This is a genomic window from Leifsonia sp. McL0607 (assembly GCF_049993355.1).
GTDB lineage: Bacteria > Actinomycetota > Actinomycetes > Actinomycetales > Microbacteriaceae > Leifsonia.
The window spans coordinates 2,743,244-2,757,786 of the sequence record NZ_CP188253.1 but is presented as its reverse complement, the minus strand read 5'-3'; the positions used below and the strand labels follow the sequence as shown (position 1 = coordinate 2,757,786).

The 14,543-nt window shown below is 69.9% G+C and carries 12 protein-coding genes and 1 pseudogene; 5 read left to right on the top strand and 8 right to left on the bottom strand.

Annotation, left to right across the window (positions count from 1 at the left end; translation table 11 throughout):
* Positions 1-81 precede the first annotated feature (81 nt).
* Positions 82-690: a TetR family transcriptional regulator gene (locus ACPPVW_RS13330; protein ID WP_426623595.1), complete on the bottom strand. Its 609-nt coding sequence runs from the start codon at positions 688-690 to the stop codon at positions 82-84.
* Between the two features lie 88 nt (positions 691-778).
* Here ACPPVW_RS13330 and ACPPVW_RS13325 point away from each other — a divergent pair, with 88 nt between their 5' ends.
* Entirely contained in the window at positions 779-1,537 is a 759-nt protein-coding gene (locus tag ACPPVW_RS13325) for an SDR family NAD(P)-dependent oxidoreductase (protein ID WP_426623594.1), read from the top strand.
* 227 nt (positions 1,538-1,764) lie between these two features.
* Here ACPPVW_RS13325 and ACPPVW_RS13320 read toward each other — a convergent pair whose 3' ends face one another.
* Together ACPPVW_RS13320 and ACPPVW_RS13315 are read right to left on the bottom strand one after the other, a co-directional pair.
* Positions 1,765-2,139 (bottom strand): FKBP-type peptidyl-prolyl cis-trans isomerase, encoded by a 375-nt coding sequence (locus ACPPVW_RS13320; RefSeq protein ID WP_426623593.1) that lies wholly within the window; start codon positions 2,137-2,139, stop codon positions 1,765-1,767.
* A 357-nt stretch (positions 2,140-2,496) separates the two neighbouring features.
* Positions 2,497-3,885, bottom strand: a complete 1,389-nt coding sequence (locus ACPPVW_RS13315) for an FAD-binding oxidoreductase (protein WP_426623592.1) — start codon at positions 3,883-3,885, stop codon at positions 2,497-2,499.
* Between the two features lie 206 nt (positions 3,886-4,091).
* On the opposite strand from ACPPVW_RS13315, the gene ACPPVW_RS13310 reads away from it, so the two are divergent.
* The 4 genes from ACPPVW_RS13310 to ACPPVW_RS13295 all read left to right on the top strand — a co-directional run bounded on the left by ACPPVW_RS13310 (position 4,092) and on the right by ACPPVW_RS13295 (position 8,506).
* Complete coding sequence (locus ACPPVW_RS13310) at positions 4,092-5,651, top strand: AlkA N-terminal domain-containing protein (RefSeq protein WP_426626301.1); 1,560 nt, start codon at positions 4,092-4,094, stop codon at positions 5,649-5,651.
* 120 nt (positions 5,652-5,771) lie between these two features.
* Positions 5,772-6,536, top strand: a complete 765-nt coding sequence (locus ACPPVW_RS13305; protein WP_426623591.1) for a glycosyltransferase — start codon at positions 5,772-5,774, stop codon at positions 6,534-6,536.
* Between the two features lie 83 nt (positions 6,537-6,619).
* A complete protein-coding gene (locus tag ACPPVW_RS13300) occupies positions 6,620-7,495 on the top strand; it encodes a fumarylacetoacetate hydrolase family protein (RefSeq protein WP_426623590.1) in 876 nt (291 codons plus the stop codon).
* A gap of 102 nt (positions 7,496-7,597) precedes the next feature.
* The gene (locus ACPPVW_RS13295; protein WP_426623589.1) at positions 7,598-8,506 is read left to right on the top strand and encodes an alpha/beta fold hydrolase; all 909 of its coding nucleotides are present in this window, start codon (positions 7,598-7,600) and stop codon (positions 8,504-8,506) included.
* A gap of 124 nt (positions 8,507-8,630) precedes the next feature.
* On the opposite strand, the gene ACPPVW_RS13290 is transcribed toward ACPPVW_RS13295, so the two are convergent.
* The 5 genes and pseudogenes from ACPPVW_RS13290 to ACPPVW_RS13270 form a co-directional block, all read right to left on the bottom strand.
* On the bottom strand, positions 8,631-10,211 hold the full coding sequence (locus ACPPVW_RS13290) for an aspartate ammonia-lyase (protein ID WP_426626300.1): 1,581 nt from the start codon (positions 10,209-10,211) through the stop codon (positions 8,631-8,633).
* 178 nt (positions 10,212-10,389) lie between these two features.
* A pseudogene (locus tag ACPPVW_RS13285) lies at positions 10,390-11,804 on the bottom strand (aldehyde dehydrogenase family protein).
* A gap of 27 nt (positions 11,805-11,831) precedes the next feature.
* Positions 11,832-12,515 (bottom strand): tRNA (guanosine(46)-N7)-methyltransferase TrmB, encoded by a 684-nt coding sequence (gene trmB / locus ACPPVW_RS13280; RefSeq protein ID WP_426623588.1) that lies wholly within the window; start codon positions 12,513-12,515, stop codon positions 11,832-11,834.
* Positions 12,516-12,549: 34 nt separating this feature from the next.
* Complete coding sequence (locus tag ACPPVW_RS13275) at positions 12,550-12,891, bottom strand: hypothetical protein (RefSeq protein ID WP_426623587.1); 342 nt, start codon at positions 12,889-12,891, stop codon at positions 12,550-12,552.
* A gap of 144 nt (positions 12,892-13,035) precedes the next feature.
* Complete coding sequence (locus tag ACPPVW_RS13270; protein WP_426626299.1) at positions 13,036-14,439, bottom strand: NCS2 family permease; 1,404 nt, start codon at positions 14,437-14,439, stop codon at positions 13,036-13,038.
* Between the last annotated feature and the right edge of the window lie 104 nt (positions 14,440-14,543).

The following is a 14,543-nucleotide window of genomic DNA, read 5'->3' as shown; positions in this document are numbered from 1 at the left end:
GCGGTAGCTCGGCCCCCTGAAGGCGCTCCCGTATCGCGAGCGCGGTCATCGTGCCGAACGACTGGAGAACGGCGCCGCCGCTCAGTCCGGGAGCCCGCGCAGCACCTCGTCGAGCGCCGCCACCACGGTCGCCGCCGGGTCGTCGTCCGTGCCGCGCACCGCCCACCACAGCAGCGCGGAGAAGTTCGCCGAGCTGATCGCGTCGGCGAGCACCTGGGGACGCAGGCCGTCGGCCGGCACCTCCAGGCGCCGGGCGATGAACTCGGCGAGGATGTCGCGGTTTGCGCCGAGGCGGGTCACCCCGAATCCGATCAGGGCGGGGTCGGAGGCCATCAGACGCAGGCGCAGACGGGTCGCCTCGAGGTGCTCGGCGTCGAGATCGAGCGACTCGGTCATGGCGCGGGCGATCACATCGCGTGGCGACTCGTCGGTCGCGGCGGCCTCTAGCACCGCGCGCATCCGCTCGACCACGGGCTCCAGGCCACCCCAGACGAGGTCGGGCTTGGACGGGAAGTAGCGGAACAGGGTTCGCCGGCCGATTCCGGCGAGCGCCGCGATCTCGTCCATCGTGGTCGCGTCGTAGCCGTGCTCGGCGAAGTGGCGGAGGGCCAGCAGCGCGACGCGATCGGGGTCGACGTCGGCGGGGCGACCCCGTCGGCGCGGGGTGGATTCGGCTTCCAGCGAACTCATGGTCTCCATTGTGGCACTGAGTGTTATAAATACATCGACGCTTGATCGAGCGCCGACGATGCCATCGACAGTCAAGGAGTACAGCAGTATGAGCACCAATGGAACCGGCCGCTTCGCCGGCAAGACCGCCATCGTCACCGGAGCGGGCTCCGGCATCGGCAAGGCGACGGCACTCCGTCTCGCCTCCGAGGGCGCGCGCGTGGTCGGCAGCGACATCTCCGCCGAGCGCCTCAGCGCCCTCGTCGAAGAGAACCCCGAACTCGACCTCGTCACGGTCGCTGGCGACGTCTCCAGCGAGGAGACCATCGCCGACGTCCTGGAGGCCGCGGGCGGCCGCGTGGACGCACTCGCCAACGTCGCCGGCATCATGGACGGCTTCCTCCCGCCCGCCGAGGTCGACGACGCCACCTGGGACCGCGTGTTCATGGTCAACGTCACGGCGATCATGCGCCTGAGCCGCGCGGTGCTCCCGCTGATGATCGAGGCCGGCAGCGGTGCGATCGTCAACGTCACGTCCGAGGCCGGCCTCCGCGGATCGGCGGCCGGCGCGGCGTACACCGCCTCCAAGCACGCCGTCATCGGCCTCACCAAGAGCACCAGCGTCTTCTACGCGCCCAACGGCATCCGCACCAATGCGGTCGCCCCCGGCGGTGTCGTCACCAACGTCGACGGCTCCTTCAAGTCGCAGTTGGCCGGCGAGCGCCTCGGCCCGATCATGCAGACCAACGTGCCGCCGGTGGCGGAGCCGGAGAAGCTCGCCGCGGCGATCACCTGGCTGCTGAGCGACGACTCGGCCAATATCTCGGGCGTTGTCCTCGCTTCGGATGGCGGTTGGTCGGCGATCTGAGCCTGAGGCGATCCAACACCGAGGCGATCTAACACCGAGGCGATCTGCCGTACGGCGGCTACCAGCTCCGCACGGTGTTCGCCGTCTCGGCCTGGCGCGAGTCGCTGTGGTTCACCGACCGCGAGCGCACCGCACTGGAACTGACCGAGGCGCGCTCTGACGAAGCGCACGACGATCGAAGGGCACGTCTCCAACGGAGACGTGCCCTTCGGCAGTGCGGAATGAGCTCAGCTGACGCCGAGCAAGTCGATCACGAAGATCAGGGTCTTGCCCGAGAGCGGGTGACCACCGCCGGCCGCGCCGTAGGCGAGCACCGGAGGGACGGTGAGCTTGCGGCGGCCGCCGACCTTCATACCGGGGATGCCGTCCTGCCAGCCCTTGATCAGGTTGTTGAGCGGGAAGTTGATGGACTGCCCGCGGCTCCAGGAGGAGTCGAACTCCTCGCCGGACTCGTACTCGACGCCCAGGTAGTGCACGTCGACCTTGGAACCGGGGGTCGCCTCGGGACCGGAGCCCTCGACGATGTCGACGATCTCGAGCGTCGTGGGAGCCGGGCCCTCAGGAGCGTCGACTTCGGGCTTCTCATTGGTATTCTCTGCCATGAGACCATCCAACCGGTGCGGGCGGCTTGCGTCAAAAGCCTTGCGTTCCCAGCCAGCCTGGGGCAGGCTATAGGAATAACTCGACGTCCCGGTAGCGTTGCAGGCATCGCCGCACCACCGGGCGTCGAGTCTTTTAAGCGCCGAAGGCGCTTCGCGGGTTGCCCTTCGTGCTTGTTTGTCGGTCGTTTTGCGGATTTACGAGTCCCAGCCCCGCTGAGGCACCTGTGGCCGGGTTGACGTGACGTTGGTCGAACGCCGATGCGGGGTTGATGACGCTGAGCGGATCGACCCTTTCAGCTGCGCCCTCCGAAGTGCGTACTTGTCGAGTGTGCCGAGTGGGTCGGCGGGTTGCGGGCACTAGCCGAAGACCTTCCCCGGATTGAGGATGCCGAGCGGATCGAAGACCGACTTGAGCTTTACCTGCAGCTCGTAGGAGTCCGGCCCGAGCTCCTCAGCCAGCCAGCGCCGCTTGAGGACGCCCACGCCGTGCTCGCCCGTGAGCGTGCCGCCCAGCCCCACCGCCGTGCGGAAGAGCTCCCCGGCGGCCTCCCAGACCTCCGGGCCGATCTCGCCGCCCGACGCGACGAAGTTGGGGTGGAGGTTTCCGTCGCCGGCGTGGGCGACAGTCGGGATGGGGATGCCGTGGCGCTCGGAGATCCGCTCGATCGCCGCGAACATCTCCGACATGCGCGAGCGCGGCACGGCGACGTCTTCGATCAGCACGGTTCCGGTCGCCGCGAGAGCCGGGTGAAACGCACGACGGATCGCGAGGAGCCGCTCGCCCTCGGCCTCATCGGCGGCGACGCGCACCGTTCCTCCCGTCTCCGCGATGAGTGTCGCGGCCGCCGCGGCGTCGACGGCCGCCGTCGGGCCGTCGAACTGCGCCAGCAGGTACGCGGCCCCACCGGCCGCGCCGAACGCGTCGCGGATCCTCTGCTCGCCCAGATAGGCGGAGATCCGCTCGAGCGCAGGGGCGTCGAGCAGCTCCATGATGGCGGGCCTCAGGTGCGCCGCGGTCACGCGCGCAGCGGCGTCGGAGCCGGCCCTCACGTCCGCGAACAACGCCCCGAGCGTCGTCGGCTCGCCCTGCGGACGCGGGAGCACGCGCACGGTCGCTCCGACGATGACGCCCAACGTGCCTTCGGAGCCGACGAGCAGCGACGTCAAGTCGTAGCCTGTCACGCCCTTGACCGTGCGATGGCCGGTGCGGATGAACCGCCCGTCGGCGAGGACGACGTCGAGACCGAGCACGGCCTCCCGGGTCACGCCGTACTTGGCGCACAGGAGGCCGCCCGCGTTGGTGGCGATGTTGCCGCCGACGGTCGAGCTCGCCTTGCTCGCGGGGTCAGGGGCGAAGAACAGCCCGAACGGCTCGAGTGCCAGGTTGAGGTCGCTGTTGATCACGCCCGGCTCGACCACGGCGACCTGGTCCTCAGCGGAGATCTCGAGGATGCGGTCCATGCCCGCCACGCTCAGCACGATCGAGCCGGCCGATCCGTTGGCGCCGCCTGCGAGGCCGGTGCCTGCCCCGCGCGGCACGACAGGAACGCGGAACTCGGAGGCCGCGCGCATCGTCGCCTGCACGTGCTCGACCGCCCGGGCGTCGACGATCGCGAGCGGCCTGCCATCGGCCACCCAGCCGGACTGATCGCCGCGTGCGGCGTCGAGGAGTTCGGGATCGGTCGAGAGCACGCCGTCGTCCGCATCCGTGCCGAGCGCCGCCCTGAGCCAGTCGATAACATCCACGCCGTCATGCTAACGGCCGACCGGGGCCTGATCGACGCCGTCGCGGTGATGTCCGATTTCCGCTATTGGATGTCGGCGGCGGGTGGCACGCTGGAGGAATGACGAGCACCACGGGACGCCGGCAACAGCCGAAACCGGACGCGCGCAAACCGCTGACCGCGCAGGAGCGCCTCGCCGACCCGGTCTTCGCTCAGCGCTACCGGGCGATGAGCGCACGCGACTCCCGGTTCGACGGCCAGTTCATCACAGGCGTGCACTCCACGGGCATCTATTGCCGGCCCAGCTGCCCGGCGGTGACGCCGAAGGCGGACAACGTCACCTTCTACCTGACAGCGGCGGCAGCGCACGAGGCAGGTCTCCGCGCCTGCAAGCGATGCCTCCCCGACGCCGTGCCCGGCTCGCCGGAATGGAACGTCCGCGACGACCTCGCCGCCCGCACCATGCGGCTCATCGCCGACGGCACGGTCGAGCGGGAGGGCGTCCCCGGACTCGCGCACCGGCTGGGCTACAGCCCGCGCCACCTCGGCCGGGTGCTCACCTCCGAGCTCGGCGCCGGCCCGCTCGCGCTCGCGCGTGCGCATAGAGCTCAGACCGCGCGGCTCCTCCTCGCCGGCACCGACATGCCCATCACCGACATCGCCTTCGCCGCCGGGTTCTCGAGCGTGCGGCAGTTCAACGAGACGATGGCCGAGATCTACCACGTCACGCCCGGCGCGATCCGAGCCTCCGCCCGGCACCGCAAGGGGATCGCCCACAGCCCGATCGCGCCGGGTACCGCGACCGGCGCCACGCTCAGCCTGCGCCTGCCCGCCCGCGCTCCGTTCGACGGCGGTCGAGTGCTCGGTTTCCTGGGCGCGCGGGCGATCGCCGGCATGGAGCGCGCGGGCCGGTGGAGGTCAGAGGCAGCGCGCAGGGAGCCTGCGACCGAGGTCGAAGCAGGCAGCCTCCCCTCTTACAGCCGCGCGCTGCGCCTCCCCCACGGACCGGCAACCATCCGCCTGACGCTCTCCGGCGACGCCGGCGCACCCGCTGTCGAGTGCGAAGTCCACCTCGCCGACATAGCCGATCTCGCGCCGCTCGTGGCTCGGGTTCGGCGCCTCCTCGACCTCGACGCCGACGCCGAGGCGATCGACACCGCGCTCGCCGCCGACCCCGCCCTCGCTGCGTCCGTGGCGGCAGCACCCGGCATGCGGGTGCCCGGATCGGTCGACCCGGAGGAGATCGTGTTCCGTGCGCTCATCGGCCAGCAGATCTCCGTGCCCGCGGCACGCACCGCGCTCGCGCGACTCACGGAGGCACTCGGCGAGCCGGTCTCGTTCGGCGGGTTCACGCGGCTCTTCCCGACCTCCGCCGCCATCGCCGAGCGCGGGCGCGAGGTGCTGCGCGGTCCGGGCAGACGCATCGACGCGATCGTGGGCGCGGCGACGGCGCTCGCCGACGGCTCACTGGTGATCGACGTCGGCGAGTCGCGCGCCGAGCTGGAGGAGCGGCTGCTGGAACTTCCCGGCGTCGGGGCCTGGACGGCCAGCTACGTCGCGCTCCGTGTTCTCGGAAGCCCCGACGTGCTCCTGACCGGCGACCTCGCGCTGCGGCAGGGCGCCGCACGCCTCGGGTTGCCGGACGACCCGCGGCAGCTGGCGGCGCGGGCCGCGAGCTGGTCGCCGTGGCGCAGCTACGCGGGGATGCACCTGTGGGAGAGCGCGCACGCCGCCCAGCAGGAGGCCAAAGCGGCACGCGCAGCCAGGCGCGTGTCTCCCCGTCGCTGACCTCCCTCGGCCGCAGACTCTGACCTCGGTCACAGGCTCGCTGCCCAAGCTCCCCCGCGCGGCGTAGGATCGCACAACGCACACAATCGAAGACATCGGTCGCGGAGGGAGAGCGTTCTCGTGCCCTCGATCACCGTCGTGATCCCCGCACTCGACGACGCCGAGATGCTGGAGCGGTGCCTGGCCGACCTGGCCGCGCAGCTACGGCCGGCCGACGAGATCGTCGTCGTCGACAACGGCAGCACCGACGACACAGCCGCGATCGCCCGCGCGGGAGGCGCCCGAGTGCTCCAGCAGCCGCTCCGCGGGATCTTCCCCGCGTCCGCCACCGGCTACGACGCGGCCACCGGAGACATCATCGCGCGCCTCGACGCGGACTCGCGCCCTCCCGTCGACTGGCTGCTGCACATCGAGGCGGAATTCGTCGATGCGCCGGCCATCGGTGTGCTCACCGGACCGGGCGTCTTCTACGACGGCAACACCTTCGTCGCCGGGCTCGGGCAGCTGCTCTACATCGGCGGCTACTTCTGGTCGATGGAGATCTGGCTGGGGCACGCGCCGATCTTCGGCTCCAACTTCGCGATGCGTCGCGACGTCTGGCGCGATGTGCGCGACCGTGTCCACAGCGGGCTGCGCGAAGTACACGACGACCTCGACCTCGCCATCCACCTCGATCCCGGTGTGATCGTGCGCTACGACGAGCGCCTCATCGTGGGTATCTCAGCCCGCCCGTTCTCGACCTGGCGCGGGTTCGGCCGGCGCATCCGGTGGGCGTTCGGCACACTGCGGATGCACCTTCCGGAGGAGACGCCCTGGCGCCGCCGCGCCGCCCGCCGCCGGTGGCAGGAGGAGCACACCGAGGACGCACCGGGCGCGATGGCCTGAGGCACGTGGAAGCACCCCTTTTGGGCCTTTCGCCCGGCCGCGCGGTTCGTCTCGTCACCTGTTCGACCGATAGGTTGGACAGTGTGAGATTCTCGCACCTCAGCACCACCTCGGATTCGCAGCCCCGTCTGGCGGCCATCATCGGAGACGGGGCACTGTTCCTCGACGAGCTCCTGGCCGAACCGCCGCGCGACCTCCAAGAACTCATCGAACGCGGTGACGAGGCCCTCGCGGAGGTCCGCGCGATCGTCGACGAAGCCACAACGATCGGCACGCCCCTCGTCCCCGTGCACGAGCTGCGTCACGCGTCGGCCGTACTGCGCCCGCCGCATGTGATCGCGATCGGCGCGAACTACGCAGCGCACGCCTCCGAGCTCAAGCTCCGCAGCGAGAAGGCGGCGACGGTGTTCTCACTGTGGCCCAACTCGCTGACCGGGCACGGCGGCACGACCTCCTGGCCGGAAGACCTCACCACGCAGGTCGACTACGAGGCCGAGCTCGGCGTCATCATCGGCAAGCCCGCGCGCAACGTCTCGGTGCGCGACGCCCTCGACTACGTGTGGGGCTACACGGTTGTCAACGACATCACCGCCCGCGACCTCCAGTTCTCGGAGGCGCAGTGGTCACGGTGCAAGTCGTTCGACGGCTTCACCCCCAACGGCCCCGTGGTCGTCACGGCCGACGAGATCGCCGACCCGCAGGATCTGTGGCTCACGACCAACGTCGACGGCGCCATCCTGCAAGACGCCTCGACCGCCGACATGGTGCGATCCGTCGCCGAGATCATCGAGTTCCTGTCTCGGTCGGCGACCATCCAGCCGGGCACGCTGATCTCCACCGGCAGCCCGGGCGGCGCCGGCTACTCCCGCACTCCCCCGGTGTTCCTGCGAGACCGCTCCACCGTCACGGTCTCGATCGGCGGCATCGGCTACCTCACCACCTACTGCCGCGTGACGTGATCGGCTGCGCGTGATCTGATCGGGCTGCGCGTGATCTGATCGAATCGGGCGCATTCCGCCGGATCGCCGACATCGGGCGGGTCCGTCGACTAGCGTGAGTGCATGTCGATCGGCGAGCGGCGGCCCGGTGTCGCGGGCGGTGACGACGAGGCAGCACGCCTCGACGCGGTCATTCCCGAGATCGACTGGTCGGTCGCACCCCTCGGGGCGACCTTCTCGCGCTTCCGAGCGCCCAGCGGCGAGCTCGCGGTCGTCGCGCTCGGCGACCCCGCCGATCCGCGGGTCGTGCTCGTGCCCGGCGCGACCGGTTCGAAGGAGGACTTCTACCTCCTCGCGCCGATCCTCGTCGCCGCGGGCTACTACGTGCAGAGCTACGACCTGGCCGGCCAGTACGAGTCCGCCGATGCCGGCCCGGCCGCGGGAGGCCGCTACACGTACGACCTGCTCGTCGCCGACCTCGTCGCGTTCCTCCGGGACGGCGCCCCGGCGCACGTGCTCGGCTACTCGTTCGCCGGGATCCTCGCCGAGCTCGCGCTCGTCAACCACCCCGAGCTGTTCCTCACGCTGACGCTGCTCACCTCCCCGCCCGAGCCGAGTCAGGCGTTCCGGCGCGTGCGGGTCATCGGCTGGCTGAGCTGGTACATGAACGGCCGTCAGGGTGCGGGCCTGATGATCTGGGGCATCGTCACCAACAAGAACAAGGTCGGGCCGAGCCGCCTGGCGTTCGTGCGATCCCGGTTCGCGCTCACGCGACGTTCCAGCGTCGACGACATCGTCGGGCTGATGAAGCACGTGCCGGATGTGCGCTCCCGCGTCGCTGCCATCGGCCTCCCGGTGCTGGTGGCGACGGGAGACCACGACTTGTGGCCGACGCATCTGCACGCAGCGAACGCGACCGCGCTGAGCGCCCGACTGGCCGTCTACCGCACCGGGCACAGCCCGTGCGAGACCGCACCGAACCAACTCGCGCGCGACATGATCGCGCTCTTCCGCTCGTCCGGATCCCGCTGAGAGAGTCGCCGAAGGGCACGCAAACGCCCTTATCCGTGCGTTTTAGGGGCGTTAACGTGCCCCTCGGCGGAGGTGCGGGAGGTACGCGCGGTGCGGGAGGTACGCGCGGTGCGGGAGGCGGCGGCTACTCGGGGCGCGCGGCGCGCTCCCTCTCGGCCTTCGCTATGGCCTCGGCCTCGACGATCGGGATGGAGGTGGTGATCGCCTCCAGTCCGCTGAGACGCGCGGGCGACAGCAGGCGGGTGACCTCGTCGCGGCTCATCAGCTTGGCCTCCACGACCAGGTCGGCGACGTTGTGCCCGGTCAGCAGCGCCGACTTCGCGAGCGCGGCGGCCGCCGCGTAGCCGATGTGCGGGGTGAGCGCGGTGATGACGCCGACGGACGAGCCCACCATCGCGCCGAGACGCTCCTCGTTGGCCGTGATGCCGTCGACGCAGTTGACCCGGAGAGTGTGGAACGCCTGAGCCATCCACGTGATGCTCTGCAGCAGCGAGTGGGCGATCACCGGCTCGAACGCGTTCAGCTGCAGCTGACCGCCCTCGGCCGCCATCGTGACGGTGACGTCGGCGCCGGCGACCGAGAATGCGACCTGGTTCACGACCTCCGGGATCACCGGATTGACCTTGCCGGGCATGATGCTCGACCCGGCCTGGCGTGGCGGGAGGTTGATCTCGCCAAGGCCCGCCTGCGGCCCGGACGACAGCAGCCGCAGGTCGTTGCAGATCTTCGACAGCTTGATGGCGCTGCGCTTGAGCGACCCGGAGAACGACATGAACGCACCGGCGTCGCTGGTCGATTCGATCAGATCGGGCGCGGTCTCGAGGTTGAGGCCGGTGATGAGGTTCAGATGGCGCACGGCCGCTGCAGCGTAGCCGGGGTCGGCGGTGATGCCCGTTCCGATAGCGGTGGCGCCGAGGTTGATCTCGGCCAGCAGCCACTTCGTCTCGGTGAGCCGCGCGTGATCCTCGGTGAGCGTCGTGGCGAAGCCGTGGAACTCCTGCCCGAGGGTCATCGGCACGGCGTCCTGCAGCTGGGTGCGGCCGACCTTGAGGATGTGGCGGAACTCGCGGCCCTTGGCGGCGAAGGAGTCGCGCAGCAGCGCCAGCTCGTCGAGCAGGTGCCCGAGCGCGAAGGTCAGGCCGATCTTGATCGCGGTCGGGTAGGTGTCGTTGGTGCTCTGGCTGCGGTTGACGTCGTCAATCGGGTGCATGATGGAGTAATCGCCCTTGGAGCGGCCGTCGAGCTCCAGAGCGATGTTGGCGATGACCTCGTTCGCGTTCATGTTGGTCGAGGTGCCCGCACCGCCCTGAATGACGCCGACCACGAACTGGTCGTGGAACTTGCCGTCGATGATGAGCTGGCAGGCGCGGTCGATGAGGTCGGCCTTGTGCTTCTCCAGCACGCCGGTCTCGAGGTTGGCGCGAGCGGCCGCCTGCTTGACGGCGGCGAGGGCGACGATCAGGTCGGGGTAAACCGAGATGGGCCGCTTGGCGATCGGGAAGTTCTCGAGGGCGCGCGACGTGTGGACTCCCCAGTACGCGTCCGCAGGGATCTCGCGGCTGCCGAGCGAGTCGGTCTCCACGCGGGTGGGGCGTCCCTCCGCGCTCGGGGTCGGCACGTCGGACACGTTCTCGGACGCGTCGACGACGGCGACGCCGCTGGAGGTGTCGATGACGGGGATCGGGTGAGTCGTCGGTTCGTCCATCGTTGCTGTGGAATCCACGCTTGGCTCCATTGCCTCTCGTTGTGCGTTGGCGTTCGGGTTTCGCCGGGCGTTCGTGGCGCCCGGCAGTGCCGAGCCTACCCCTGGTGAGTGACCGCGAGATGGACACATCGTCCGGGATCCCGGACGACGTTCGACACGCTGTCGAGGGCGGTCCGGCTCAGCCCAGCCTGCGCAGCAGACCGCGCGCGAACCGGTCCTTGCCCTCGGTGTACGGCGGGTAGATCAGCTGCAGCGTGTCGGGCCTGAGCGGCTTGGACAGCACGGCCTTCTCGTGACTGAAGGTCTCGAGCGAGCGGCGACCGTGGTACGCACCGGAGCCGCTCTCGCCGACACCGCCGAACGGGAGGCCGCCGACGGCGAGATGTGCCGCCGGCACCCCGAAGCCGACAGCACCGGAGCTGGTGTCGGTGAGGAAGCGTCTACGGACCTCCCGCCGCTCGCTGAACACGTACAGCGCGAGGGGCTTATCGCCGCTCCGGATGAACGCGATCGCGTCGTCCAAGCCGTCGACCGTCACGATCGGCAGCACGGGCCCGAAGATCTCCTCGCCCATCACCGCCGAGTCGCGTGGCACGTCGACCAGCACGGTCGGCGCGAGGTATCGGGAGGCGGCGTCGGATTCTCCGCCGACCGCCGTCCGTCCCGCGCCCGCAGGCCGGTCAGCCGGTCGAACTGCCGGTCGTCGACGATTCGCCCGTAGTCCGGGCTCTGTGCGGGGTCGTCCCCGTAGAGCGCGCCCAAGGCCTGGGTCAGCTCGTCGGCGAGCCGGGCGGCCACCGAGCGGGAGGCCAGCAGGTAGTCGGGAGCGACGCAGGTCTGACCCGCGTTCATGAACTTGCCCCAGGCGATCCGGCGAGCCGCGGCCGCGAGGTCGACGGAGTCGTCCACGTAGACCGGCGACTTGCCGCCCAGTTCGAGGGTCACCGGGGTGAGATGCTCGGCCGCTGCGGCAGCGACGACGCGGCCGACGCGTCCGTTGCCGGTGAAGAAGATGTGGTCCCAGCGCTGGGCCAGCAGCTCGGTGGTCTCGCCGACCGCGCCCTCCACGACGGCCACCGCCGCCGGGTCGAGATACTGCGGGACGAGCCGCGCGATCGCCGCGGAGGTCGCGGGAGCCAACTCGCTCGGCTTGAGGACGACCGCGTTGCCCGCGGCCAGCGCGCCGACGAGCGGAGCGAGAAGCAGCTGCACGGGGTAGTTCCACGGGGCGATCACGAGCACGACGCCGACCGGCTCCAGCACGACCTGTGCCCGGGCGGGCATGAGCGCCCCGGGGACGGCGACGCGACGCGGGCGCAGCCAGCGCCGCAGATTGCGGCGCATGTGGTCGATCTCGCCAACGACGAACCCCAGCTCGGCGATCTGCGACTCGGTCGGGTTCTTGGCGAGATCCTCCAAGAGCGCGTCCTCGAACTCGGCGGCGCGCTCGGTGAGCATGCGACGGAGGCCGGCGAGCTGTGCCAGCCTCCAGCGCAGCGGCTTGGTGCGCCCGGCGTCGAAGGCGGCGCGGAGGCCGGCGACGGTCTGCGGGACGGAGACGGTGCCGGCGGGGAACGTGGACTCGAACGTCATGCGCCCATCATCACACGGCGGCGCCGCTCACCCGCGCGGACGGTACTCCAGGTCGAAGATCGCGTGCCCGAGCCGCTCGCCCCTGCGCTCGAACTTGGTGACGGGCCGCTCGTCCGGTCGGGGGATGAACCCTCCCGCTCCCGCCACGTTGACCAGGGCCGGCTCCGCGTCGAGCACAGCGATCATGTGCTCGGCGTACGGCTCCCAATCGGTCGCGAGCCGCAGGACGCCGGTCGGTTTCAGCGCGCGGACGAGGAGCCGGACGACGTCCGGCTGCACCAGCCGCCTGCGGTGGTGGCGGGCCTTCGGCCAGGGGTCGGGGAAGAAGATCAGGACCTCGTCGACGCTGCCGGTGGCGAGCCCCTGCTCGAAGACCTCCACCGCGTCGTGGCGCACGACCCGGATGTTCGTGAGCCCCTGCTCGTGCGCCGCGGCGAGCACCCGGCCGACGCCAGCGCCGTGCACCTCCACCCCGAGAAAGTCGCGCTCCGGGTGGCGCGCAGCGAGGGCGAGGAGGTTCTCGCCGTTGCCGAAACCGATTTCGACCACGACGGGCGCCGAGCGCCCGAAGACCGCATCGAGGTCGAGGCGCGAACCGTCGAACTCCACGCCGAACACCGGCCAGAACTCGTCGATGGCCCGCTGCTGCGCTTCGGTCTTCCTGCCCCGGACGACGAAGCTGCGCGGCCGGACAAGGGGGGACGGTTCCATCCCTCCATTCTCGCAGGCTGCGCGAGCGGGTCTGTCAGAGGAGCGAGGCGCCCCAGTGGAACGGCAGGAACGCCAGACCCACGCCGAATCCGATCACGGCGAGCAGGAGGCCGATCAGAATGCCGGCGAGCATCACCGCATTGAGCACGATCCCCCAGATCGCGAAGGTGCGACCCTGCGGCTCGCGGCCGAGGGCGAGCACCCCGAGCACCAGACCGGCGATCGGTGCGAGGAAGGTCCAACTGAAGAAGATCGAGGCCAGGCCAAGCGCGAAGCTCATGATGCTGAGAGTGCGGTACGGAGTTGTGCCATACGGAGTTGTGCCATACGGGTTGGCAGTGGTCTGCGGGTTGGTGGTGGTGCCGGTCGTTGTCATGCATCCAGTCAAGCGAACCGGCGACCGGGCGCACATCCGGGTAACCCCCGGTTGTGCTCAGGGGTTACCCGGGACGCCGACTCAGGAGGGCCGTCAGTGCGGGAGCCGTGTCAGTGCGGGAGCCGTGTCAGTGCGGGAGCCGTGTCAGTGCGGAAGAATGGCCTCGATCGGACCGCGGGCGAAGTAGACCAGGAAGCCGGCGGCGACGATCCAGAGCAGCGGGCTGATCTCGCGCGCCTTGCCCGCCAGCGACCGGATGAGCACCCACGAGATGAAGCCGACGCCGATACCGTTGGCGATCGAGTACGTGAGCGGCATGACGATGATCGTCAGGAACACCGGCAACGTGCTGGAGAACTCGTGGAAGTCGATGTGACGGATCTGCACGACCATCAGGGCGCCGACCACGACGAGCGCGGCGGCCGCGACCTCCAACGGGACGACCTGCGTCAGCGGCGTGAAGAACATCGCGAGCAGGAACAGCACACCCGTGATGACGCTGGCGAAGCCGGTCTTCGCGCCCTCGCCGATGCCGGAGGCCGACTCGACGAACACGGTGTTCGAGCTGGCGGAGGTGCCGCCGCCGACCACGGCGCCGACGCCCTCCACGATCAGCGACGACTGCAGGCGCGGGAAGGTGCCGTCTTCGTTCGCGAGGCCCGCGCTGCGAGCCAGACCGGTCATCGAGCCCATGGCGTCGAAGAAGTTCGTGAACACCAACGTGAAGATCAGCATTACGGCTGCCAGGGCGCCGATGCGCCCGAACGACCCGAACAGGTCGAACTGGCCGACGAGGCTCAGGTTCGGGAGGCTGACCAGGGAGGTCGGCAGCTGCGGCACGGTGAGGTTCCAGCCGTTCGGGTTCTTCGCGCCGGAGGGCCCGACGTGGAAGACCGCCTCGGCGATGATCGCGACGATCGTGGCGACGACGATGCCGATGAGCAGTGCGCCCTTGACCTTGCGGGCCATGAGCACGCCCATGACGACCAGCGCCACGAGGAACACGAGCGTCGGGACGGTGGCGATGGAGCCGGCCTCCCCCAGCTGCACCGGCGGCGACGACAGGTTGGTGCTGCGCACGAAGCCGCTGTCGACCAAGCCGATGAACGCGATGAAGAGGCCGATGCCCACCGTGATGGCGGTTTTCAGCTGCGGAGGCACCGCGTTGAAGATCAGACGGCGCAGGCCCGTCGCGGCGAGCAGCACGATGATGAGGCCGTTGATGACGACCAGGCCCATCGCCTCCTGCCAGGTGAGCACCTTGACGATGTTCACCGCGAGGAACGAGTTGATGCCGAGGCCGGCCGCGAACGCGAACGGCAGGCGGGCGACGAGGCCGAAGAGCACCGTCATGAAGCCGGCGCTCAGCGCCGTTACCGCGGCGACCTGCTGACCCTGCAGCGAGTGGCCGGTGACATCGGGAGTCCCGCCGAGGATCAGCGGGTTGAGGATGACGATGTAGGCCATCGTCACGAACGTGAGCAGGCCGCCGCGGATCTCCGTCGCCCACGTGGTGCCGCGAGAGGTGATTTCGAAGAACCGGTCCAGGCGCCCTTTGACGGTCGGCGTGGGCGTGGAAGTCGAAGCGGAAATGGTGGTCTCCCGTAGTATCGATGAGCCTGTACACCGTGAGGGCACAGGGGCGCATTCGA